We start from the raw sequence: 21,350 nt of genomic DNA on the forward strand, positions 1-21,350 counted from the left end.
CTATATGTCAGCCCCGGCCCGCCTCGCAAGCCCGCGCCCCCGTTGCAAAGCCGGCCCCGATAGGCTTGGCTGGCGGGGCGGAGGGCCGGCCATGACCCAGGACCAGATCATCCTGTTTGCAATTTTCGCCGCGGTCTTCGCGGGTCTGCTCTGGGGGCGCTGGCGCTACGACCTGGTGGCGTTCTGCGCGCTGCTGGTCGCGGTGCTCGCCGGCGTCGTGCCGACAGACGAGGCCTTCGCCGGGTTCGGCCACCCGGCCACGATGGTCGTGGCGCTGGTGCTGATCGTCTCGGCGGGCCTCGTGCGGTCGGGCGCGGTGCAGTTGATCACCCGCACGATGATCGACAGTGCGCGGCCCATCGGCGCCCATATCGCGATCATGGGCGCTGTCGGCGCGGCGCTCTCGGCCTTCATGAACAACGTTGCCGCGCTGGCGCTCCTGATGCCCGTCGACATCGCCACCGCGCGCAAGGCGGGCCGGGCGCCGGGCCTCAGCCTCATGGCGCTGTCGTTTGCCACGATCCTCGGCGGCATGGCCACGCTGATCGGCACGCCCCCCAACATCATCATCGCCACGATCCGCGCCGACAGCCTGGGAGAGCCGTTCAGAATGTTCGATTTCGCCCCGGTGGGCGCGGTGACCGCGCTTGCCGGGCTCGCTTTCGTCGCGCTGATCGGCTGGCGGCTTATCCCGCGGCCCGACGCGTCTGCCACGGACGGCACGCTCGCCGCCTTCTCGCCCTATATCGCCGAACTGACGGTGCCCGAAGAATCGCCGCTCATCGGGCAGCGGCTGGGCGATCTGTGGCCCCAGGCCGAGGAGAACGACGTCGCCATCCTCGGGCTGGTGCGCGACGGCAGGCGCCGCTACGGCACCCAGCGCGCCACCGCCCTCGCCGCCGGCGACGCGCTGGTGCTCGATGCCACGCCTGCGGCGCTCGACGCGCTGCGCACCTCGCTGGGGCTCGATTTTGCCGAAAGCCCGCGGCAAGAGGCGCTGAGCGCCGCGGGCGCCGGGCTTAACCTCGTCGAAATCGTCGTGCCCGAGGGTGCGCGCATCGCCGGCAAGAGCGCGCGCTCGGTCGGGCTCGCCTGGCGGCGCGGAACCGTCCTCTTGGGCATCTCGCGTCAGGGCCGGCCGATCCGCAGCCAGATCCGCAAGACCACCGTGCGGCCGGGCGACATCCTGCTGCTGCTCGCGCCGCAGGACACGTCCCAGGACGTGGCCGACTGGCTGGGCGGGCTGACGCTGGCCGACCGCGGGCTTGCCGTCACCAACCACCGCAAGACATGGCTTGCCATCGCGGTCTTCGCGGGCGCGGTGCTGGCCGCCAGCATCGGGATGATCGACCTGCCCATCGCGCTGGGCGTGGTGGTCGTCGGCTACGTCCTGTCCCGCATCCTGCCGCTGGCCGAGATCTACGACCACGTCGAATGGCCCGTCGTGGTGCTGCTGGGCGCGATGATCCCGCTCGGCACCGCGCTGCATGAGGCCGGCGGCACCGCGCTCATCGCCGGCGCGCTGGTGGGTGTGACCGAGGGCCTGCCGCCCTGGGCGATCCTCGCCGCGCTGATGGCGGTGACGATGACCCTGTCGGACGTGCTCAACAACACCGCCACCACCGTTGTCGCCGCGCCGGTGGGCATCGAGATGGCCAACCGGCTCGGGGTCAATCCCGACCCGTTCCTGATGGCCGTCGCGGTTGCCGCGTCCTGCGCGTTCCTCACGCCCATCGGGCACAAGAACAACACGCTGATCCTCGGTCCCGGCGGCTATCGCTTCGGCGATTACTGGCGCATGGGCCTGCCGCTGGAGTTGCTGGTCCTTGCCGTGTCGATCCCGACGATCCTGGTGGTCTGGCCGCTGTGACAGGCGCGCGCCGCGCAGCGCGCCTCCTTGCGCCCGGCAATCGGGGCAAGGGCGCCTGCCTGCCCTTCTTCTTGGTCCAAATACCCAATGGCACGACGGCACAATCCGCGCCGCGCCCGGGCCGGCGCGCGGCCTAAAGGGGCCAGAGCAGCGGGATCAGCGCCGAGGACAACAGCCCCATGCTGAGGTTCAGCGGAATGCCCACGCGCAGAAAGTCGGTAAAGCGATAGCCGCCGGGGCCGTAGACCATCATGTTGGTCTGGTACCCGATGGGCGTGGCAAAGCTTGCCGATGCGGCAATCATCACCGCCACCACCAGCGGCCGCGCATCGACCCCCAGCGCGCCCGCCAGCCCGATGGCGATGGGCGTGACGACCACGGCCACCGCGTTGTTCGACACCAGTTCGGTCAGCACCGAGGTCAAGAGGTAGATCGCCCAGACGATCATGAACGGCGGCAGGTTCATCAGCGCGGGCGACACCGCGTCGACCAGCAGGCGGACCGCGCCCGAGGCCTCCAGCGCGGCGCCCACCGCCAGCATCGAGAAGATCAGCGCCAAAAGCCGCCCGTCGACGAAGGAAAACGCCTCTTCCGCGTCGATGCAGCGGGCCAGCAGCACCACGGCCACCGCCGCTAGCGCCAGCAGCAGGATCGGCGCCACGCCCAGCGCGGCCAGCCCCACGATGCCGAAAAGCGCGCCGATGGCCACCGGCGCCTTGGTCCGCCGGTAGGCCCGGCCCGAGGGGTGCGAGATGTCGACCAGCCCCATGTCGTCGGCCAGCCGCTTGATGTCCGGGGCCGCCCCCTCCAGAAGCAGCGTGTCGCCCACGCGCACCACCAGTTCGTCGATCTGACGGCCGATATTCTGGTTGCGGCGGTGCACCCCCAGCACATAAACGCCGTAGCGCCGCCTCAGCCGCATCGAGCCCAGCGAGCGGCCGATCATCCGGCATCCGGGCGAGATCAGCACCTCCACCGTCGAGGTTTCCACCGCCGACAGCTGGTCGACCCGGCGCAGGCTCTTGTTGCGCTGCAGCGACAAAAGCTCGGTCACCGCGGTACGCAGGATCACCCGATCGCCCACCTGCAGTTCGACCCCCTTTAGGTTGCGCCTGAGCGATTCATCGCCGCGGATCACGTCGATCAGCCGCACGCCCTCGCGCTTGAAGAGTTGCACGCCGGTGACCTCGCGCCCGATCAGGTTGCTGTCGGGGGGGATCACCGCCTCGGTGAAGAACTTCATCTTCGACTTGTCGGACAAGAGGTTCGCCATGCTGTCGCGGTCGGGCAGCAGCCGCGGCGCGACGAAACGCAGATAGACCATGCCCCAGGCGATCAGGATCGCGGCCAGCGGCGTGACCTCGAAGATGGAGAACGGCGTCATGCCGTGGGCCCGTGCCACGCCATCGACCAAAAGGTTGGTCGAGGTGCCGATCAGCGTCAGGGTTCCCCCCATGATCGCCGCATAGGACAGCGGGATCAAAAGCTTGGATGCCGAGATATCCATCACCCGCGCAAGCTGCACGAAGACCGGGATCATCACCACCACGACCGGCGTGTTCGACACCACCGCCGAGGCACCTACGACGAAGGCGAACATCGACACGATGGACCGGCGCGGCTTGCGGCGCACGTTGCGCTCGGCCGCCGAGGTAAACCAGTCGAGCGCGCCGGTCCGCACCAATGCGCCCATCACCAGAAACATCGCCGCGATGGTCCAGGGCGCGGGGTTCGACAAAACGCCCAGCGCCACGTCATAGGGCAGGATGCCCAGCACGAGCATCAGCACCGCACCGGCGATGGCGATCACCTCGGTCGGGTAAATTTCCTTTATGAACAGCACGAACATCACAATGACCACGGTCAGCGCGACAAGGGCGGCGGCGGTCGGCGGCAAGGACAGAGCGATCATGAATGTGGCCTGTTTCCCGGTCCGCCGGCCACTTTAGCGGCGACGTCCGCCGGCACAAGCGTCGATTGATGTCGCGGATGCACCGGCGCAAGCCCCGTCAGCCGGGCGGCCGCCAGCAGCGCAAAGAGCATCAGACGCGGCGGCGTCACGGCCCGGCCTGCTCCAGCCGGCCGCCCTGGCGCACCATCGCCACGCGGGTGGCGCGCCCGGTGCGGTCGTCGGTTTCGACATAAAGGCCCGAAAGCGTGGCCTCGCCCTCTGCGGGGGTAAAGCGGCCCTTGGCCATGCCGGTGATGAAGCGGCGCATCGGCTCGGCCTTGTCCATGCCGATGATCGAGTTGTAGTCGCCGCACATGCCCGCATCGGACAGGTACCCGGTGCCGCCGGGCAGGATCTGCGCGTCGCCGGTGGGCACGTGGGTGTGGGTGCCCACGACCACCGACGCGCGGCCGTCGCAATAGTGGCCCATCGCCATCTTTTCCGACGTCGCCTCGCAATGCATGTCGATCACCGCGGCCTGCGCCAGCCCGCCCAGCGGGTGGGCCTTCAGCACCGGTTCGACGGCGGAAAACGGGTCGTCGAAGGGCCGCTTCATGAACACCTGGCCCAGCACCTGCGCCACCAGCACCTTGCGCCCGCCCGGCGCGTTGAACAGCCGCGCGCCGTGCCCCGGCGCACCCTTGGCGAAATTGAGCGGCCGCAGGATGCGCGGCTCGGTCTCGATGAACGAGAGCATCTCTTTCCGGTCGAAGGCATGATCGCCCAGCGTCACGCAATCGGCCCCCGCGTCGAGCAACCCCTTGGCGTGCTCGGGCGACAGCCCCGCACCCGAGGTCGCGTTCTCGCCGTTGACCACGACGAAATCGAGCCGCCACTCGGCCTTCAGCCGCGGCAGGGTGTCGGCGATGGCGGCGCGCCCGGCGCGGCCCATCACGTCTCCGAGGAACATCAGCTTCATGGGGCCCAGCCCTTAGGCAAGCCCGGGCCCGAGGGCAAGGGCGGCCTCACGCGCCCGCGGCGGGGTCGATCACGCCCTCTTCGGTGACGATCAGGTCGAGCTTCTGGTCGGTGGGCTCTTCGGGCAGGGTCTCTTCCTCCTGCGCGGCATAGGCAAAGCCGATGGCCTTGACCGGCTTGCGTGACCGCAACGCGGCAAGCGTCCGGTCGTAAAAGCCGCCGCCATAGCCCAGACGGTTGCCGCGCCGGTCAAAGGCCACCAGCGGCACCACCAGCACCTGCGGCTCAAGGAAATCCCCCTCGGCGGGCACCAGCGCACCGAAGGGCCCGTCGATCATTTCGCAGCCCGGCGACCATTGCCGAAAGATCAGCGGCAGCCCGTCGCCCTGGATCACCGGCACCACGACCGGCCCGCGCGCGGCCATCGCGCGCAGCGCCGCGCGCGGGTCGGTCTCGCTGCGGATCGGCATGTAGCCGGCGAGGATCTTGCCGGCATGGGCGCGCAGCATCTCCAGCAGATGCGCCGCGGCCATCGCGTCGAGCCTCTGTTGATGGGCCTCACGGCGGCGCGCGCAGACCACCTTGCGGATGGCGGCCTTCTGTTCGCTCAGGTCACGAAGGGCGGTTTGCTCGTCCATGGCTGTCTCCTAAAGCAGGACCGCACTGGCCAGACCGAGGAAGGCGAAAAAGCCCACCACATCGGTCACCGTTGTCACGAATGTGCCCGAGGCCAGCGCGGGGTCCACCCCCAGCTTGTCGAGCGTCACCGGGATCAGGATGCCCGCCAGCGCCGCCACGGCGAGGTTCAGGACCATCGCCACCGCGATGACAAGGCCGAGATCGATCGATCCGAACCAGACCAGGCCCACCGCGCCCATCACCAGCGCAAAGATTGCGCCGTTTATCAGCCCGACGGTCACCTCGCGGCGGACAACGCGCCAGACGTTCGACCCGGTCAGGTCTTTCGTCGCCAGCGCCCGCACCGCCACTGTCAGCGACTGGGTGCCCGCATTGCCCCCCATCGAGGCGATGATCGGCATCAGCACCGCCAGCGCCACGACCTGCGTGATCGCCGCTTCGAACTGGGCGATGACGACAGACGCGATGATCGCCGTGATCAGATTGACGAAAAGCCACGGAAACCGCTGGCGCGTGGTCTCGACCACGCGGTCCGAGAGGCTGCCCTCGCCGACGCCGGCCAGACGCAGGATGTCCTCTTCGTGCTCTTCGTCCAGCACGGTCATGGCGTCGTCGATCGTGATCACACCCACCAGCCGGCCGTCGTCGTCAACCACCGGGGCAGAGATCAGGTGGTACTGGTTGAACGCGTAGGCGACCTCGGATTCGGCCTGGTCCACGGGAATGGTGCGGAAGCTGTCCTCCTGGATCCTGGCCAGCTTGACCGACCGCTTGGTCGACAGGATCTTGCCAAGGGTGACATAGGCCACAGGCCGGAGCCGCGGATCGACCACGATCACGTGGTAGAACTGGTCGGGCAGCGTCTTCTTGTTGGCGCGCAAGTGGTCGATGGTCTCGCCCACCGTCCAGTGCTCGGGCGCCATCACGACCTCGCGCTGCATCAGGCGGCCGGCCGAGAACTCGGGATAGCTCAGCGCGCGTTCGACGGCGACGCGGTCGGCATCTTCCAGCGCGTCGAGGATGAATTCCTGCTGCGGCGGATCGAGGTCTTCCAGCAGGTCGACCACGTCGTCCGATTCCAGGTCGCGCACGGCGTCGGCCAGCACGTCCTGGGGCAGGAACTCGATGACCTCCTCTCGGATGCTCTCGTCGATTTCCGACAAAATGTCGCCGGTCAGAAAACTGGCGCCCAACAGCAGGATTTCGCGGCGATGGGCACTATCGACCTGTTCCAGAAGGTCGGCGACGTCGGCGGGGTGCAGCGGCTCCAGCAGCTCGCCCAGCCGCGCGCTGTCGCCCGCAGCGACCGCCAGGCGGATGGCCGCAACGGTGCGGGCGTCGAGGGCATATCCCTCGTCCTCGCGTTCGAGCGTCTCGGTGCCCTCTTCGCTCATCGCTCCCCTCGCGCCGGCATCGAGCGCACCATAGCGAATGGTAAAATAGAGCGACAGGCCCATGCGCGATTTACCTTGCGCAATGCGCCACCTAGGCTCGACCGGCGGCAGCTACAGGGGCAGGACATGGGCGCGGCAGAACTGATCCTCGGGCAGACACTGGCCTTTGCCGGCGACCCTTTCACAAAGGGGCCCGCCGCGGCCAGGTACGAGCGCCGCGGCGCGGTGCTGGTCGAGGGCGGGCGCATCGCCGCGACCGGCCCGGCCGACGCGTTGCGCGCCGCGCACCCGGCGGCGCGGGTCACCGAGATGGGCGAAGCGCTGTTGACGGCAGGCTTCATCGACGCCCACGCGCATTACCCCCAGACCGGCATCATCGCGAGCTGGGGCAAGCGGCTGATCGACTGGCTGAACGGCTATACCTTCCCCGAAGAGGCCCGCTTCGGCGACGCCGCTTATGCGGCCGGGGCGGCCGGGCGGTACCTGGATCTGCTGATCGGCCATGGCACCACCACGGTGGCCAGCTTTTGCACCAGCCACCCCGAAAGCGTCGATGCCTTCTTCGAGGCCGCCGTGGCGCGCGGCATGCGCGTTGCAGGCGGCAAGACCTGCATGGACCGCAACGCGCCCGAGGCACTCTGTGACACCGCGCAGCGCGCCCATGACGAAAGCGCCGCGCTGATCGCGCGGTGGCACGGGCGGGGCCGCGCGGTCTATGCCATCTCGCCGCGGTTTGCGCCCACCTCGACGCCGGAACAGCTCGACGCGCTGGGCGCGCTCTGGGCCGAGCACCCCACCTGCCTGGTGCAGACCCACCTGAGCGAGCAGGAGGACGAGGTCGAATGGGTGCACGACCTCTACCCCGAGGCGCGCGACTACCTCGACACCTACGAGCGCGCGGGCCTCCTGGGCCCCGGCGCGGTGTTCGGTCACGCGATCCACCTGGCCGGGCGCGAACGGCTTAGGCTGAAAGAGAGCGGCGCGGCCATCGCCCATTGCCCGACCTCGAACAGCTTTATCGGGTCGGGCCTGTTCGACCTGGAAGGGCTGATCGCCGAGGGCCAGCGGGTTGGGCTGGCCACCGATACCGGCGGTGGCTCGTCCTTTTCCATGCTGCGCACCATGGCGGCGGCCTACGAGATCGCCCAGCTGCGCGGCTTCGCCCCCCACCCGGCGCAGCTTTACTGGCTGGCCACCGTGGGCGCGGCCCGCGCGCTGCGGATGGAGCGGCAGATCGGCAATCTGGCCAAGGGGCTGGAGGCCGACCTGATCGCACTCGACCTCGCCTCGACACCGGCCATCGCCCAGCGCGCCGCGCGGGCCGGCGACATCTGGGAGGCGCTGTTCCCGACGATCATGATGGGCGACGACCGGGCGATCGCGGGGGTCTGGGTGAACGGGGTGCGGCAGGGCGCAGCGTAAAACGCCGGAGCCGGAAGCGTTCGGGTGCCTTGCCGGGAAACACCCTGGGGCGTTCCGCAGGCCCTTGTTGATGAACTGCGCAGTCGATCAACAAGGATCAAGAGCGGAACGAAAGCCGGGTCAGCGACCGCCCCGTGGGATGGTGCACCGACGCGGGAACGGCGCGCTTTAGGGTGGCCAAGCCCTTCTTTGTTCAGTGCCCCTCCGCCAACCGCCGGGCCAGCCGTGTCTGCGCCTCGATCACACGGGGCAGATCCAGTGTCGCCAGATGCCCGCCGCGCACCACCTGCCGCCCGTCTACGAACAGGTCGCGCACCCGTCCGGGCCCGGCCAGCAGGATCGCGGCCCTGTCCCAGCTGCCCGCGGCCTCGATGCCGGACATGTCCCAAAGCGCCAGATCCGCGCGCTTGCCGACCGCCAGCCGCCCGCAATCGGGCCGGCCCAGCACGTCGGCCCCGCCACGGGTGGCGATCTCCAGCGCCTCGCGCGCGCTCATCGCGTCGGCCCCCCGCGCAACGCGTTGAAGCAGCAGCGCCTGCCGGGCCTCGGCGATCAGGTTGCCCGCGTCGTTGCTGGCCGACCCGTCCACGCCCAGCCCCACCCGCACCCCGGCATCGCGCATCGCGCGCACCGGCGCGATGCCAGAGCCCAGCCGGCAGTTCGAGCAGGGGCAATGCGCGACACCCGTGCCGGTGCGCGAAAAAAGCCCGATCTCGGCGGCATCCAGCTTGACGCAATGGGCGTGCCAGACGTCCGGCCCGGTCCAGCCGAGATCCTCGGCGTATTGCCCGGGACGGCAGCCGAAATGCGCCTCGGAATAGGCGATGTCCTCGTCGTTCTCGGCCAGGTGGGTGTGCAGCATCACCCCCTTGTCACAGGCCAGCAGCGCGGCGTCGCGCATCAGATCGCGGCTGACCGAAAACGGCGAACAGGGCGCGACGCCGACCCGCACCATCGCCCCTTCGGCGGGGTCGTGGAACGCGTCGACGAGGCGGATGGCGTCCTTCAGGATATCGGCCTCGCGCTCGACCAGCGTATCCGGCGGCAGCCCGCCCGCGCTTTCGCCGATGCTCATCGCGCCGCGGGTGGGGTGAAAGCGCAGCCCGATCTCGGCCGCGGCGGCGATGGTGTCGTCCAGCCGCGCGCCGTTCGGGTAGATATAAAGGTGGTCCGAGGTCAGCGTGCAGCCCGAAAGCGCCAGCTCCGCCAGCCCCGTCAGCGCCGAGAGGTGCATCTCTTCGGGGCCGAACCGCGCCCAGATCGGGTAAAGCGTTTTCAGCCAGCCAAAGAGCAGCGCATCCTGCGCGCCGGGCACCGCGCGGGTGAGCGACTGGTAGAGGTGGTGGTGGGTGTTCACCAGCCCCGGCGTCACCAGGCAGCCACGGGCCTCGACGATTTCGGCGCCGCCGGGGGACAGCCCGTCGCCGATCTCGGCGACCACCCCGCCCCTGAGCCGGATATCCGCGCCCGCGAGCTCCCGCCGGTCGTCATCCATGGTGACGATCAGATCGGCCCCGCGGATCAGCCAGTGCGCCATGGCTCAGCCCGCCAGCAGCGCCAGCGCGGCGGCGTGTACCTGCGCATTCGCCGCCGCGATCACCTGTCCGCCGCCATGGACCGGCCGGCCCTGCCAGTCGGTGACGAGGCCGCCCGCGGCCTCGATCACCGCGATGGGCGCGTGAATGTCGTAGGGGTGCAGCCCGGCCTCGACCACCAGGTCCACCTGCCCCAGCGCCACCAGCGCGTAGGCGTAGCAATCCATCCCGTACCGGGTCAGGCGCGCCTTGCCCGACAAGCGCCGGAAGGCCCGTTCCTCATCGGCAGTGCCGACCTCGGGGAAGGTTGTGAAGAGGATCGCCTCGTCCAGCGGCCGTGCCGCGCGGGACCGCAGCGCCCGTCGCCCGTGCGGACCGTCGAGATGCGCCTCGCCCAGCCCGCCGCAGAAACGTTCGCCGATATAGGGCTGGTCGATGATGCCGTAGACCGGCCCGTTTGCATCGGAGACGGCCACCAGCACGCCCCAGGTCGGCGTGCCGGCCAGAAAGCCGCGGGTGCCGTCGATCGGGTCCAGCACCCAGGTCAGGCCGCTTTGCCCGTCGCACTGCCCCAGCTCTTCACCGAGGATACCGTCCTCGGGCCGACGCTCGGCCAGCACCGCCCGCATCGCCGCCTCGGCGCCGCGGTCGGCCTCGGTCACCGGGTCGAAATCTCCCTGCCCCTTGCTGTCGACCGACAGCGCGGAGTCGCGGAAATGGGGAAGCGTTGCCGCGCGCGCGGCGTCTGCCAGCGCATGGGCGGTGGCAATCAGGCTGTCGCGGTCTTCAGGTGGCATCCCCGTCCCCGGTTGCGGCACGCGGCCCCCTCAACGGGCCGCGCCATGGCGCTAGCGCCGCCGGGACGCGGGGTCAAGCTCAGGCGGCGTCGCTCAGCACGCGGGCCAGTTCGAACAGGCGCCGGCGCTGGTTCTCGGGGATGGCGTAGTACGAGCGCACCAGTTCCAGCGCCTCCTTGTCGGTGAGGATGTCCTCGGGCATTCCGGTGGTGTGTTCCTGCTTGCGCTGGTCGATCCCCTCGAAGAAGAAACTCACCGGCACTTCCAGAGCGTCAGCGATGTCCCACAGGCGCGACGCACTGACGCGGTTCATCCCGGTTTCGTATTTCTGAATCTGCTGGAACTTGATTCCGACATGCTCGGCCAGTTGCTGCTGGGTCATGCCCACCATCCAACGGCGGTGCCGGATCCGTTTTCCCACATGCACGTCGACGGGGTGTTTCATGGATGTACTCCTCTTTACCCCAAATGATGCAAGAATCGTGCCAACATGGCCCGGTCTCGCAACGAAATTCCGATTACTTTGCATATACCTGAAATCACGTAAGAATTTTTAGAACTCTGGGGCCGAATTTCCCTTATAGGCAGAATATCTTTCATCTTCGCATTATCCTAAGGTTGATTATTGCGAATACTTTTCATTTTGGTTTGCAAAATGCACCTCGCTGCCGGGATTTTTGCATTTTGCAAAAAGCGGCAGTCTGGCCAACCTCCCACCACCCCGCTACGGTCACGCAAACCGGTAAACGAGGGATACACGCGTGCTAAACTACAGGATACACGCAATAGGCGAAATACCCAAGCTCGAAGAAACGGATCGCCCGGACCCCGGCCGCGACGAGGTGCTGGTGCGTATCGCGGCCTGCGGTCTGAATTTTGCCGATCTGCTGATGATCGCGGGGCGCTACCAGGAACGCCCGCCGCTACCGCTTACCCCGGGCATGGAACTGGCCGGCACCGTCGAGGCCGCGGGACCCGGCGCCGACCCTGCATTGATCGGAAGGCGGGTGGCGGTTTTCGCCGGGTCCGGGGGGCTGGCCGAATACGGCGTGTTTCCCGCGGCGCGCTGCGTGACCCTGCCTGACACGATGCCCTTTGCCGACGCCGCCGCCTTCCAGGTGGCCTACGGCACCTCTGACGTGGCGCTCAACCACAAGGCGCGGCTTGGCCCCGGAGAGACCCTGCTGGTTCTGGGCGCGGCTGGCGGCGTCGGGATGACCGCCGTCGAGATCGGCAAGCTGATGGGCGCGCGGGTGATCGCCTGCGCCCGCGGCCCCGAAAAGCTCAAGGTCGCCGCCGCGGCCGGCGCGGACCACCTGATCGACAGCGATGACGACGACCTGCGCGCGGCGGTCAAGGCGCTGGGCGGCGCCGACGTGGTCTACGACCCGGTGGGCGGCGACCAGTTCACCGCTGCCATGCGCGCCTGCCGGCCCGGCGGGCGGATCGTGGTCATCGGCTTTGCCTCCGGCGAGGTGCCGCAGATTCCGGCCAACCACCTGCTGGTCAAGAACCTTTCGGTTCTGGGGCTCTATTGGGGCGGCTACCTGAGCTTGCGCCCCGAGGTGCTGACCGAAAGCCTGGCGCGGCTTTTCTCATGGTATGAAGCGGGCAAGCTGCGGCCGCATATCAGCCACTGCCTGCCGCTCGACCGGGCGGCCGATGCGCTGGATCTGCTCAAGACGCGGAAATCCACGGGCAAGGTGGTGGTGACGATGGGCGATCAGCCCAGGGCATAGGCCCGCCGGATCAACGCGGCCAACTCGTCGAGCGCGGGCGCCTGCGCCACGTCCGAGACATAGAGGTTGATCTGCGTGCTGGTCAGCTCCGGCAGGGCGCCGCCGTGCTGGATACGCTCGACATAGGGCGGCAGCGCGCCCTCGATCACCGTATGCACCGCCAGATCGGCGCTGACGCTGGCCTCGACCGTGCGGATCGATTCGCTTTCAACCGCCATTTCCCAGGCAATCCCCTCTGCATCGAGCGCCGCCTGCACGCCCTTGCGAAAGATGCAGGCATGTTCGTAGGCCAGCTTCAGCGGGCGCTGCTTCCACGAGCTGCCGCCAATGGCGCCGACCCAGACCAGCGGCAGCTCGGTCAATGTCTCGCCGCCGGGGCCGCAGCGGTCCTCGGTGGTCAGGATGATATCGACCTTTCCGCGGGCAAACAGGGTGCGCAGCCGCGTGGTGTAAGACGACATAAGCTGCACCTTGACCCGCGGATATTCCGTGTTGAACCGGTTCAGCACCTGCGGAATCGCCGGGTAGACGATATCGTGCGGCACGCCGAGCACGATCTCTCCCTCGTATTCCTTGGCGGTCATCCGGGCATAGACCTCGTCGTTGAGCGCCAGCATCCGCTTGGCATAGCCCAACAGCTGCTCGCCCGCCGCGGTCAGCGAGACCGTGCGCGCCGAGCGGTCCAGAAGCGTCTGGTCCAGCGCCTCTTCCAGCCGCTTGACCTGCATCGACACCGCCGATTGCGTGAGGTTGAGAAAGCCCGCGGCGCGGGTCACCCCGCCCGCCTCTGACACCGCCACGAACGAGCGCAGCGCGGTCAGGTCGAGATTGCGCGTCATATCACAAACCCTGATTCATTCCATCAAAAGCATTCGTTTGAAAAATACACCACATCGCGCGATATACATCAAGACACCTTATGCAACTCGCTTCTGGGTTCACCAAACCGAAAGGTTTACCGCGATGTCCATGACCGCACTTTCCCGCTCCGCCGCCCCGCTCAACCGCCGCGGCCCGGGCTTTCTGTCTCGGCTGTTTCTCGGCCTCGGCGCCGCCCGTCAGCGCCGCAGGCTGGCCGAACTCGACGATGCGCTGCTGCGCGATATCGGGCTCACCCGGCAGGATGCGCTGAGCGAAGCGCGCCGCCCGGTCTGGGACGTTCCGCAAAGCTGGCTGCGATAGCGCGCTTTTCGCACTTTGTATCCTTGAAATGAGCCCCGTCCTTGCCGATATTTGACAGCAAAGGCGGGCTTTTGGCCTGCCTCTACGTGTCAGGGAGCAACAGGAGACAGTCCATGGCTGACTACAACACGATCCGCGCGGGTCAGGCCGGTCAGGCCGGCGTTCGCACCGCGCAGATTGACGCGGGCCTTCGCGCCCACATGAACAAGGTCTACGGCACCATGTCCGTGGGCATGCTGATCACGGCTCTGGCCGCCTGGTCGATTTCGGGCCTGGCGGTATCGAGCGTGCCGACCGAATATCAGATCGGGGCGAACGAGTACCTCACCAGCTTCGGCGCGGCGATCTACGCTTCGCCTCTGAAATGGCTGATCATGTTCGCCCCGCTGATCATGGTCTTCGCCTTCGGCGCGGTGATCAACCGCCTGACGGCGGCCGCGGCGCAGCTTTACTTCTACGGCTTCGCCATGCTGATGGGCCTGTCGATCAGCTCCATCTTCCTGGTCTTCACCGGCTACTCGATCGCCCAGACCTTCCTCGTGACCGCGGCGGCCTTTGCCGGGCTGTCTCTGTGGGGCTACACCACCAAGAAAGACATCTCGGGCTGGGGCTCGTTCCTGATCATGGGCGTGATCGGCCTCGTGATCGCGTCGATCGTCAACATCTTCCTCGGATCGCCCGCGGTCATGTTCGCGATCTCCGCGCTGGGCGTTCTGATCTTCGCAGGCCTCACCGCCTACGACACCCAAAAGATCAAGAACGATTACCTCCAGCACGCCCACGCGATGGACAGCGAATGGCTGGGCAAGTCGGCGATCATGGGGGCGCTGAACCTCTATCTCGACTTCATCAACCTGTTCATGTTCCTGCTGCAGTTCCTCGGCAACCGCGAGTAAGCTGACCAGACCATGACTGCCCATGCGGGGGCCGGCGGAAACGCCGGCCCCTTTCCTTTGGCGGCCCCCGGTGCGCGGGCCTGGGCCACGGCGGGCGGCGCGGCACAGGGCAAAGGCCCCGTGTCGCGGCGATGCGGCTTCGGTTGCGCGGCGCGCTCCGCGTGACGGCACCCTTGCACGACAACGGCCGGGCAAAAGAAAAAGGCCGCTCCCGCGGGGGCGGCCTTCAGAAACGGCAAGGCAGCGATCTTACTTGATCTTGCCTTCCTTGTAATCCACGTGCTTGCGTACCACGGGATCGTATTTCTTGATCACCATCTTCTCGGTCATGGTGCGGGCGTTCTTCTTGGTCACGTAGAAATGGCCGGTGCCCGCGGTCGAGTTCAGGCGGATCTTGATGGTCGTCGGTTTCGCCATGGTCTCTCTCCGTCGCGCAGGCGGCCGGGCCGCCCCAGAAAATCCTTGAAGTCGCGGTTCTACCGATCCGTGGGCCCGAGTCAAGCGCGTTCTCGCCCTGCGCCCGGCGCAGCCGCGAACATGACCCGTTAGGGGTATTTTCGCCAAGAAGAAACCACCGAGGCGCGCCCTGCCGCTTCTTCTTGGTCCAAATACCCAAATCCCGCGCTCGGGGGCGGGCGCTAGACGGAGGCCCCCATCGCAGCGTGAATATGGGACACCGTCTCGTCGCTCAGCCCCAGCGCGGCGGCAAGGTTGTCGAGATAGGCCGCCTCGGCGGCGTTGTCGACACGCACGGCCATGGCCGCTGTCGCGTAGACCTGCGCGCGCATCGCATCCGAGGTGTCGGCGGCCAGCGCGGCGGGGTCGACGGGCGCGGCGATCTGGTCTTCCACGAAGGCGCGCTCTTGCTCGGACACGTCGCCCAGATGCTCGAAGATGCGCGCGCGTTCCTCGGCGTCGATCTCGCCATCGGCCTTGGCGGCCTGGATCATGGCGCGAATCATGAGCTTGGCATTTTCCTCCATCGTTTCGGTTGTCATCTTGTGGCCCGTCAGCGCGTTGGCCATCTCGCCGGCCTGGCTGGTGCCGGCCGCCGCCGCGCCGCCCAGCGCGGCCATCAGCCCGGCCAGCCCCGCCGTCGCGCTTTCGCCCGCACGCGCCGTGGGCTCGCCCATGCGCGAAAACATGTCCTGCACCCCTTTCGCGCCGCCCGGCAGGCCCATCTTCTCCATCATGCCGGCCAGCTGGGCGGTCATCTCCGACACCTGCTCGTTCGATTTCAGCTTTTCCTGCAGACCGGCCATGCCGCCGATCTTCCGGTAGTGCTCGACGCCCTTGGCCGCGGCAAAGCCCGCGGCGAGGGTTGCCATGGTCTTGACGAAACTCATGCTGGTCCTCCCTGATCCGAACCCAAGCGGACTACCGCCATGGGCCAAGCCTACAGCGTTTTCGCCCGCGCAACGACGGTTCAGAGCGGATTTCGGGGCGAAGCCTGCCCCGGGGCAAAACGCGCGGACGGCCTGTAAGCCGGATTCTGTCCACCCCGGACCGAAGATCCGGGGCTGGATGACCATTCCTCTGCGCGCACCGTTACCGGTGCGCTCCAGCTGCCAACCCGGACCCCTGGGCCGAAGCCGCCCTGCCCCGGATCAGCTCCGGAGCGCGGGGTCCCTATTCGGCATTGCTCCCGGTGGGGCTTGCCGTGCCGGCCCTGTTGCCAGGCCCGCGGTGGGCTCTTACCCCACCGTTTCACCCTTACCCCTGCGGACAGGGGCGGTTTGTTCTCTGTGGCGCTTTCCCTCGGGTTTCCCCGGCCGGGCGTTACCCGGCACCGTTGCCTCGTGGAGTCCGGACTTTCCTCGATACCGGATGGGATCCGGCACCGCGGCCATCCGGCCATCCGCGCCGGACTGCATCTAGGGATCGGCGCGCCGCCGGTCAATGGGGAAGCGCGCGGCGAGGTCGAGGGCGATGCCCATGTCGCGGTCATCGGCCGGGCCCGCGGCCCAGGGCCGAAAGCGCAGGCGCAGGGCCGCCAGCACCGCCTCGGTGGGCCAGCCGGGCGCGTAGCCGAAGAGCGTCGTCGCCGCGCGAAAGCCGGCCTCGTCAAAGCGCGCCCGGCCGGGCCCGGGCCAGACCGCCATCCCGCCCAGCGCCAGCCGCCGCCAGTCGAAGCGCGGCCCGGGGTCGGATTTGCGCAAGGGCGCCACGTCGGAATGGCCGACGACGCGCTGCGGCGGGATCACCCGGCGCGCCATGAGATCGCCCAGCAGCGCCTCGAGCGCGGCCATCTGCGGCGCCGGGAAAGGGGCGCGGCCGCCATTGTCGAGCTCGATCCCGATCGAGCGCGAATTGATATCGGTCGCCGCACCCCACTGGCCGGCGCCGGCATGCCAGGCGCGCATCTTCTCTTCGACCAGCCGGAACAGCCGGCCGCGCCTGTCGATCAGGTAATGGCACGACACCTCGGCCTCGGGGTCGGTCAGCCGGGCCAGCGCGGCCTCGGCGCTGGCCATGGCCGTGTAGTGGAGGACGATCAGGTCGGGCCGGGCGCCCTGGCGGCGGGGCCCGAAATTGGGCGACGGCACATCGAGCGCGCCCAAGCCCGCCTCAGTTGACCGCCTGGCGGAACGGCGCCGGGTCCCAGCGGCAGGCAAATCCGTCGCCGTCCGGATCGAGGTTCAGCCGGTCGCGCTCGGGCCCGCCGGCGCCGAGGAACGCCTCTTGCGCCAGGTCGTCGGAAGGGTAGCGGCCGCAATTGCGCTCGAACGAAGAAAACCGCAGCGGGTTCGACCGGCGATAGCGCGGCTGGCCCACGCGGTTGGTGGTGTTGATCGCGTAGGCGACGATGTTCGGGGCCGAGGTGCCGCTGCGCTGGGGCACCGGCGCGGGCTCGATCGCCACGGCCGTCTGGCCCGCCGCGGTGCCCGGCGCCGGCTCGCGCACGACCGGGGCGCCGGTGGGCGGCTGGTAGGTCTCGTCCTGGAGAATGGGGGCGGGGCCGTTATTCTGGCCTGCAGGCATCGCCGGGGCCGGCGCGGCGGGCAGCGGCGATGCCGCGACCGGTGCGGCGGCCACACGATCCGCCGAGAGCGCGCTGAGTGGCGCACCGACGGGCGCGTTCACCGGCGCCAGCGCGGTCGCCTGCGGCGAAACGGTTGCGGCGGGGGCCGGCGCGGCCGAGAACCGTGGGTTCGGCATCTCTTCGCTGATCGCGGCGGTCGTGACCGGCGGCAGTACCGACGCCTGCCCCTGCAGCCTGCTTTCGCGCGCGGTCTGGTAGCTGGCGTAGTCGGCAAAGCCCACGCCGGCGGCGGAATCGGGAACCTCGGGCTCGCACCCGGCCAACGCCACAAGCGCGGCCAGCGGCACCACTAGCTGTCTCATCTTTGCCCTGCCCGTTGCCATTTTGACCTGTTTTACCACCATTTCGACGGCTTGGAAACAAAACCGGCGGCGCGCTCCAGCGCCTCGGCGGCATTCAGCAACTCGCCCTCTTCCCAGGGCCGGCCGATCAACTGCAGCCCCAGCGGCAGCCCCTGCTTGTCCAGCCCCGCGGGCACCGATACCCCCGGCAGACCGGCAAGGTTCACCGTCACGGTGAAGACGTCGTTGAGATACATCTGCACCGGGTCGGCATCGGCCATCTCGCCCAGCCCGAAGGCGGCGGACGGCGTTGCCGGCGTCAGGATCGCATCGACCCCTTGGGCAAAGACCGCGTCGAAATCGCGCTTGATCAGCGCGCGCACCTTGCGGGCCCGGTTGTAATAGGCGTCGTAAAAGCCCGCCGACAGCACATAGGTGCCGATCATCACCCGGCGCTGGACCTCCGCCCCGAATCCCTCGGCGCGGGTCTTTTCGTACATTTCCACGATGCCGTCGCCCTCGGCCAGCTTGGCCCGGTGGCCGTAGCGCACGCCATCGTAGCGCGCCAGGTTCGACGAGGCCTCGGCCGGGGCGATCACGTAATAGGCGGGCAGCGCGTATTTCGTGTGAGGCAGCGAGATGTCGACGATCTGGGCCCCGGCGTCCTTCAGCATCTCGGCGCCCTTGTGCCACAGCGTCTCGATCTCGTCGGGCATGCCATCCATTCGGTATTCCGACGGAATGCCGATCTTTTTGCCGCGGATATCGCCGGTGAGCATCGCCTCGAAATCGGGCACGGGCAGGTCGGCCGAGGTCGAGTCCTTCATGTCGTGGCCGGCCATCGCACCCAGCATGATCGCCGCGTCCCGCACCGTCTTGGTCATCGGCCCGGCCTGGTCGAGCGACGAGGCAAAGGCCACGACCCCCCAGCGCGAGCAGCGCCCGTAGGTGGGTTTCAGACCGACGATGCCGGTAAAGGCCGCCGGCTGGCGGATCGAGCCGCCGGTATCTGTCCCCGTCGCGGCCAGGCACAGGTCCGCCGCCACCGCCGCCGCCGAGCCGCCCGAGCTGCCGCCGGGCGTCAGCTGCGCCTCGTCTTTGCCGCGCCGCCAAGGGTTCACCGCGTTGCCGTAGGTGCTGGTCTCGTTGCTGCTGCCCATGGCGAACTCGTCCATGTTCAGCTTGCCCAGCATCACTGCGCCCGCATCCCACAGGTTCTGGGTGACGGTCGATTCGTACTCGGGGCGGAAATCCTCGAGAATCCGCGAGGCCGCCTGGCTGGGCACGCCCTTGGTGCAGAACAGATCCTTGATGCCCAGCGGCATGCCGCACATCGCCGGCGCCTCCCCCGCGGCGATGCGGGCATCGGCGGCCTTGGCCTGCTCCAGCGCGATCTCGGGGGTATGGTGGACAAAGGCGTTCAGCGCCCCCGCCCCCTCTATCGCCGCGAGGCAGGCCTCGGTCAGCGCGACCGAGGTTGTTTCGCCCCCGCGCAGCGCATCGCGCGCCTCTGCCAGGGTCAGCTTGGTCAGCTCGCTCATCGCGCTTTACTCCACCACCTTGGGCACGGCGAAGAATCCCTCGCGCGCGTCGGGCGCGTTCGACAGGATCTTGTCCTGCATCCCGCCATCGGTCACCACGTCCTGGCGGCGCTTGAGCCGCATCGGCGTGACGCCGGTCATCGGCTCTACCCCCTCGACATCGACCTCGCCAAGCTGCTCCATGAAGGTCAGGATGCCCGAAAGCTCCTGCGCCAGCTCGGGCAGGTCGTCTTCCTTCACGGCGATCCGGGCCAGATGCGCGACGCGGCGCGCGGTATCGGTGTCGATGGACATGGGGCGGGCGCCTTTTTCTGTCTCGTTCGGGCCTTGCGTTTATCGCCGCAGGCGTCGGGCCGCAAGAGTTGGGCCGATGTCGCGAACGCGCGGGAAAGCGGCGGCGACGGTTTGGCGCTTGCATCGCGCGCCGGTGAGGGTCAGACACGCCCCGCCACGCCACAGCCCGGATCAACCATGCCCTCGACCAGCTTCATCCTAACCCTCACCTGCGCCGACCAGCGCGGCATCGTCGCCGCGGTCTCCAACGCCCTCTCGGCGCTGGGCGGCAACATCCAGGAAAGCAACCAGTTCCGCGACACTCAGCGGAACCGGTTTTTCATGCGCATCGCGTTCCATACCGAAGAGCCCGCGACCGTCGAGGCGCTCGAGGCGCGGCTCGCGCCGATCTTCACCGCCTTCGGCATGGACGCCCATCTGGTCGACGCCGAACGCCGGCCCAAGATCATCCTGATGGTGTCGAAATTCGACCATGCGCTTTTGCACCTGCTCTACCAGATCCGCGTGGGCTGGCTCGAGGCCGAAGTCGCGGCGATCGTGTCGAACCACGAGACCAGCCGCCCCACCGCCGAGGCTGAAGGCATCGCCTATCACCACCTGCCCGTCACGAAAGACACCAAGCCAGAGCAGGAGGCCCGGGTGCTGGCGCTGGTCGAAGAGACCGGGGCCGACCTGGTGGTGCTGGCGCGCTACATGCAAGTGCTGTCCGACGATCTTTCGCGCGCCCTGGCCGGCCGGGTGATCAACATCCACCATTCCTTCCTGCCGTCGTTCAAGGGCGCCAAGCCCTATCACCAGGCCTTCGAGCGCGGGGTGAAACTCATTGGCGCGACCGCCCATTACGTGACCGCCGATCTCGACGAGGGCCCGATCATCGAACAGGAGACCGAGCGGGTGAACCACGCCCTGACCGCCGAAGACTACGTCGCCGTCGGCCGCGATATCGAAAGCCGCGTGCTGGCCCGCGCGGTGCGGCTTCACCTGCAGCGTCGGGTGCTGCCGAACGGCCACAAGACCATCGTGTTCAGCCAGGGCTGAACCCGGCGCGCCCGCGCCCGACCGCCGTGCGGGGCGGAGGCCCGGGAGAATGGGTATTTCTGCCAAGAAGAAGCGGCATGGCCTTCTTCTTGGTCCAAATACCCACGGCACCAGCTGTCGGCCCCCTCGCGCCGCCGGGCAAGGGCGGCTCAGCGCGCCGCGCGTTCGTGCCGGCAATAGACCTCGATCATCCAGGCCAGCATTACGCCGTTCAACAGGTGCCACAGGAAGTGGGTGCCGAATTGGGTGACAGCGCAGAGCGGGCCGTCGAGCGTGCGAAAGGTCAACGAGAGAATCAAGAGCGCCGCGCCGAGCGCCAGCCCCCCGGCGGTGGCCGGCGCGCGGCGGCGCAACAGCAGCGCGTAGACCCCGATGAGCACAGGCACCGGCGCATAGGCGGACGAACTGCCAAGCCCCGGGATCTGCCCGAAAAGCGGCGCGGTGGCCGCGGCAAAGGGCAGAAACAGCGCCGCAATCAACAGCGCCGGAATCCGCCCCAACCGCCAGAAGGCCCGGTTCGCGGCGTAGATGTAGAGCAGGATGAAGGCGACGATCGGCAGCACGTCGGCCAGCGAGGCCCAGACCGTCGCCCGGGTGTGAAAGAGAAAGCTGCCCACCCCGATGGCACCCAGCACCAGCGCCAGCGCGCGCGCCAGGGGCAGGTCGGCGCCGCGCCGCCACATCACGATGGCCGCGAGCACGAAGGCCACGTTGGTGAGCGCATTGACCGGCTCGGCCCAGAGGCCCGGGTCGGTGCGTTCGCAATAGGCGTCGATCTGCCTTGTCCAATCCATGGAACGCCAAGCCGTT

21 protein-coding genes and 1 other RNA gene are annotated in these 21,350 nt (G+C 68.3%); 6 read left to right on the forward strand and 16 right to left on the reverse strand.

Annotation, left to right across the window (positions count from 1 at the left end):
* The first annotated feature begins 91 nt into the window (after positions 1-91).
* Positions 92-1,870, forward strand: a complete 1,779-nt coding sequence (locus tag Ga0609869_RS03260; RefSeq protein ID WP_125407833.1) for an SLC13 family permease — start codon at positions 92-94, stop codon at positions 1,868-1,870.
* Positions 1,871-2,003: 133 nt separating this feature from the next.
* Here the strand turns inward: Ga0609869_RS03260 and Ga0609869_RS03265 are convergent, their stop codons facing one another.
* From Ga0609869_RS03265 to mgtE, 4 genes are all read right to left on the reverse strand, one after another.
* Entirely contained in the window at positions 2,004-3,782 is a 1,779-nt protein-coding gene (locus Ga0609869_RS03265; RefSeq protein WP_369022834.1) for an SLC13 family permease, read from the reverse strand.
* Between the two features lie 145 nt (positions 3,783-3,927).
* Positions 3,928-4,740 carry a TIGR00282 family metallophosphoesterase gene (locus Ga0609869_RS03270; RefSeq protein ID WP_125407829.1) on the reverse strand — a complete coding sequence of 271 codons (813 nt, stop codon included), beginning with the start codon at positions 4,738-4,740 and terminating at the stop codon, positions 3,928-3,930.
* Between the two features lie 46 nt (positions 4,741-4,786).
* Positions 4,787-5,377: a 5-formyltetrahydrofolate cyclo-ligase gene (locus Ga0609869_RS03275; RefSeq protein ID WP_125407827.1), complete on the reverse strand. Its 591-nt coding sequence runs from the start codon at positions 5,375-5,377 to the stop codon at positions 4,787-4,789.
* Positions 5,378-5,386: 9 nt separating this feature from the next.
* Positions 5,387-6,772, reverse strand: a complete 1,386-nt coding sequence (gene mgtE / locus Ga0609869_RS03280; protein ID WP_125408231.1) for a magnesium transporter — start codon at positions 6,770-6,772, stop codon at positions 5,387-5,389.
* A 126-nt stretch (positions 6,773-6,898) separates the two neighbouring features.
* Here mgtE and guaD point away from each other — a divergent pair, with 126 nt between their 5' ends.
* A complete protein-coding gene (gene guaD, locus Ga0609869_RS03285; protein WP_125407825.1) occupies positions 6,899-8,194 on the forward strand; it encodes a guanine deaminase in 1,296 nt (431 codons plus the stop codon).
* A gap of 193 nt (positions 8,195-8,387) precedes the next feature.
* Here guaD and Ga0609869_RS03290 read toward each other — a convergent pair whose 3' ends face one another.
* From Ga0609869_RS03290 to Ga0609869_RS03300, 3 genes are all read right to left on the reverse strand, one after another.
* Entirely contained in the window at positions 8,388-9,731 is a 1,344-nt protein-coding gene (locus Ga0609869_RS03290; RefSeq protein ID WP_125407823.1) for an 8-oxoguanine deaminase, read from the reverse strand.
* A gap of 3 nt (positions 9,732-9,734) precedes the next feature.
* Entirely contained in the window at positions 9,735-10,526 is a 792-nt protein-coding gene (gene hisN, locus Ga0609869_RS03295; protein WP_125407821.1) for a histidinol-phosphatase, read from the reverse strand.
* Between the two features lie 79 nt (positions 10,527-10,605).
* Entirely contained in the window at positions 10,606-10,971 is a 366-nt protein-coding gene (locus tag Ga0609869_RS03300) for a helix-turn-helix domain-containing protein (protein WP_125407819.1), read from the reverse strand.
* 397 nt (positions 10,972-11,368) lie between these two features.
* Here Ga0609869_RS03300 and Ga0609869_RS03305 point away from each other — a divergent pair, with 397 nt between their 5' ends.
* On the forward strand, positions 11,369-12,265 hold the full coding sequence (locus Ga0609869_RS03305) for an NADPH:quinone oxidoreductase family protein (RefSeq protein WP_438826860.1): 897 nt from the start codon (positions 11,369-11,371) through the stop codon (positions 12,263-12,265).
* On the opposite strand, the gene Ga0609869_RS03310 is transcribed toward Ga0609869_RS03305, so the two are convergent.
* Positions 12,250-13,104, reverse strand: a complete 855-nt coding sequence (locus Ga0609869_RS03310; RefSeq protein ID WP_125407815.1) for a LysR family transcriptional regulator — start codon at positions 13,102-13,104, stop codon at positions 12,250-12,252. The two genes, Ga0609869_RS03305 and Ga0609869_RS03310, sit on opposite strands and share 16 nt — an antisense overlap.
* A 130-nt stretch (positions 13,105-13,234) precedes the next feature.
* Between Ga0609869_RS03310 and Ga0609869_RS03315 the strand changes: the two genes are divergently transcribed.
* Together Ga0609869_RS03315 and Ga0609869_RS03320 are read left to right on the forward strand one after the other, a co-directional pair.
* Positions 13,235-13,447 carry a DUF1127 domain-containing protein gene (locus Ga0609869_RS03315; RefSeq protein ID WP_438826861.1) on the forward strand — a complete coding sequence of 71 codons (213 nt, stop codon included), beginning with the start codon at positions 13,235-13,237 and terminating at the stop codon, positions 13,445-13,447.
* A gap of 113 nt (positions 13,448-13,560) precedes the next feature.
* Positions 13,561-14,343 carry a Bax inhibitor-1/YccA family protein gene (locus Ga0609869_RS03320; protein WP_125407811.1) on the forward strand — a complete coding sequence of 261 codons (783 nt, stop codon included), beginning with the start codon at positions 13,561-13,563 and terminating at the stop codon, positions 14,341-14,343.
* 249 nt (positions 14,344-14,592) lie between these two features.
* Here the strand turns inward: Ga0609869_RS03320 and rpmG are convergent, their stop codons facing one another.
* The 7 genes from rpmG to gatC form a co-directional block, all read right to left on the reverse strand.
* The gene (gene rpmG, locus Ga0609869_RS03325) at positions 14,593-14,760 is read right to left on the reverse strand and encodes a 50S ribosomal protein L33 (RefSeq protein ID WP_107890459.1); all 168 of its coding nucleotides are present in this window, start codon (positions 14,758-14,760) and stop codon (positions 14,593-14,595) included.
* A gap of 221 nt (positions 14,761-14,981) precedes the next feature.
* Complete coding sequence (locus Ga0609869_RS03330; RefSeq protein ID WP_125407809.1) at positions 14,982-15,689, reverse strand: tellurite resistance TerB family protein; 708 nt, start codon at positions 15,687-15,689, stop codon at positions 14,982-14,984.
* Positions 15,690-15,808: 119 nt separating this feature from the next.
* Positions 15,809-16,205: RNase P RNA component class A (gene rnpB, locus Ga0609869_RS03335), an RNA gene on the reverse strand.
* Positions 16,206-16,217: 12 nt separating this feature from the next.
* Positions 16,218-16,904: an N-acetylmuramoyl-L-alanine amidase gene (locus tag Ga0609869_RS03340; protein ID WP_245972375.1), complete on the reverse strand. Its 687-nt coding sequence runs from the start codon at positions 16,902-16,904 to the stop codon at positions 16,218-16,220.
* Between the two features lie 7 nt (positions 16,905-16,911).
* Entirely contained in the window at positions 16,912-17,688 is a 777-nt protein-coding gene (locus Ga0609869_RS03345; RefSeq protein WP_125407807.1) for a hypothetical protein, read from the reverse strand.
* Positions 17,689-17,720: 32 nt separating this feature from the next.
* A complete protein-coding gene (gene gatA / locus Ga0609869_RS03350; protein WP_125407805.1) occupies positions 17,721-19,208 on the reverse strand; it encodes an Asp-tRNA(Asn)/Glu-tRNA(Gln) amidotransferase subunit GatA in 1,488 nt (495 codons plus the stop codon).
* Between the two features lie 6 nt (positions 19,209-19,214).
* On the reverse strand, positions 19,215-19,502 hold the full coding sequence (gatC, locus tag Ga0609869_RS03355) for an Asp-tRNA(Asn)/Glu-tRNA(Gln) amidotransferase subunit GatC (RefSeq protein ID WP_125407803.1): 288 nt from the start codon (positions 19,500-19,502) through the stop codon (positions 19,215-19,217).
* Between the two features lie 177 nt (positions 19,503-19,679).
* On the opposite strand from gatC, the gene purU reads away from it, so the two are divergent.
* On the forward strand, positions 19,680-20,540 hold the full coding sequence (gene purU / locus Ga0609869_RS03360) for a formyltetrahydrofolate deformylase (RefSeq protein ID WP_125407801.1): 861 nt from the start codon (positions 19,680-19,682) through the stop codon (positions 20,538-20,540).
* Between the two features lie 149 nt (positions 20,541-20,689).
* On the opposite strand, the gene Ga0609869_RS03365 is transcribed toward purU, so the two are convergent.
* Complete coding sequence (locus tag Ga0609869_RS03365) at positions 20,690-21,334, reverse strand: ceramidase domain-containing protein (RefSeq protein ID WP_125407799.1); 645 nt, start codon at positions 21,332-21,334, stop codon at positions 20,690-20,692.
* Positions 21,335-21,350: the final 16 nt, after the last annotated feature.

Origin of the sequence: Rhodovulum iodosum (assembly GCF_041020385.1) — a bacterium.
Classification (GTDB): Bacteria; Pseudomonadota; Alphaproteobacteria; order Rhodobacterales; family Rhodobacteraceae; genus Rhodovulum; species Rhodovulum iodosum.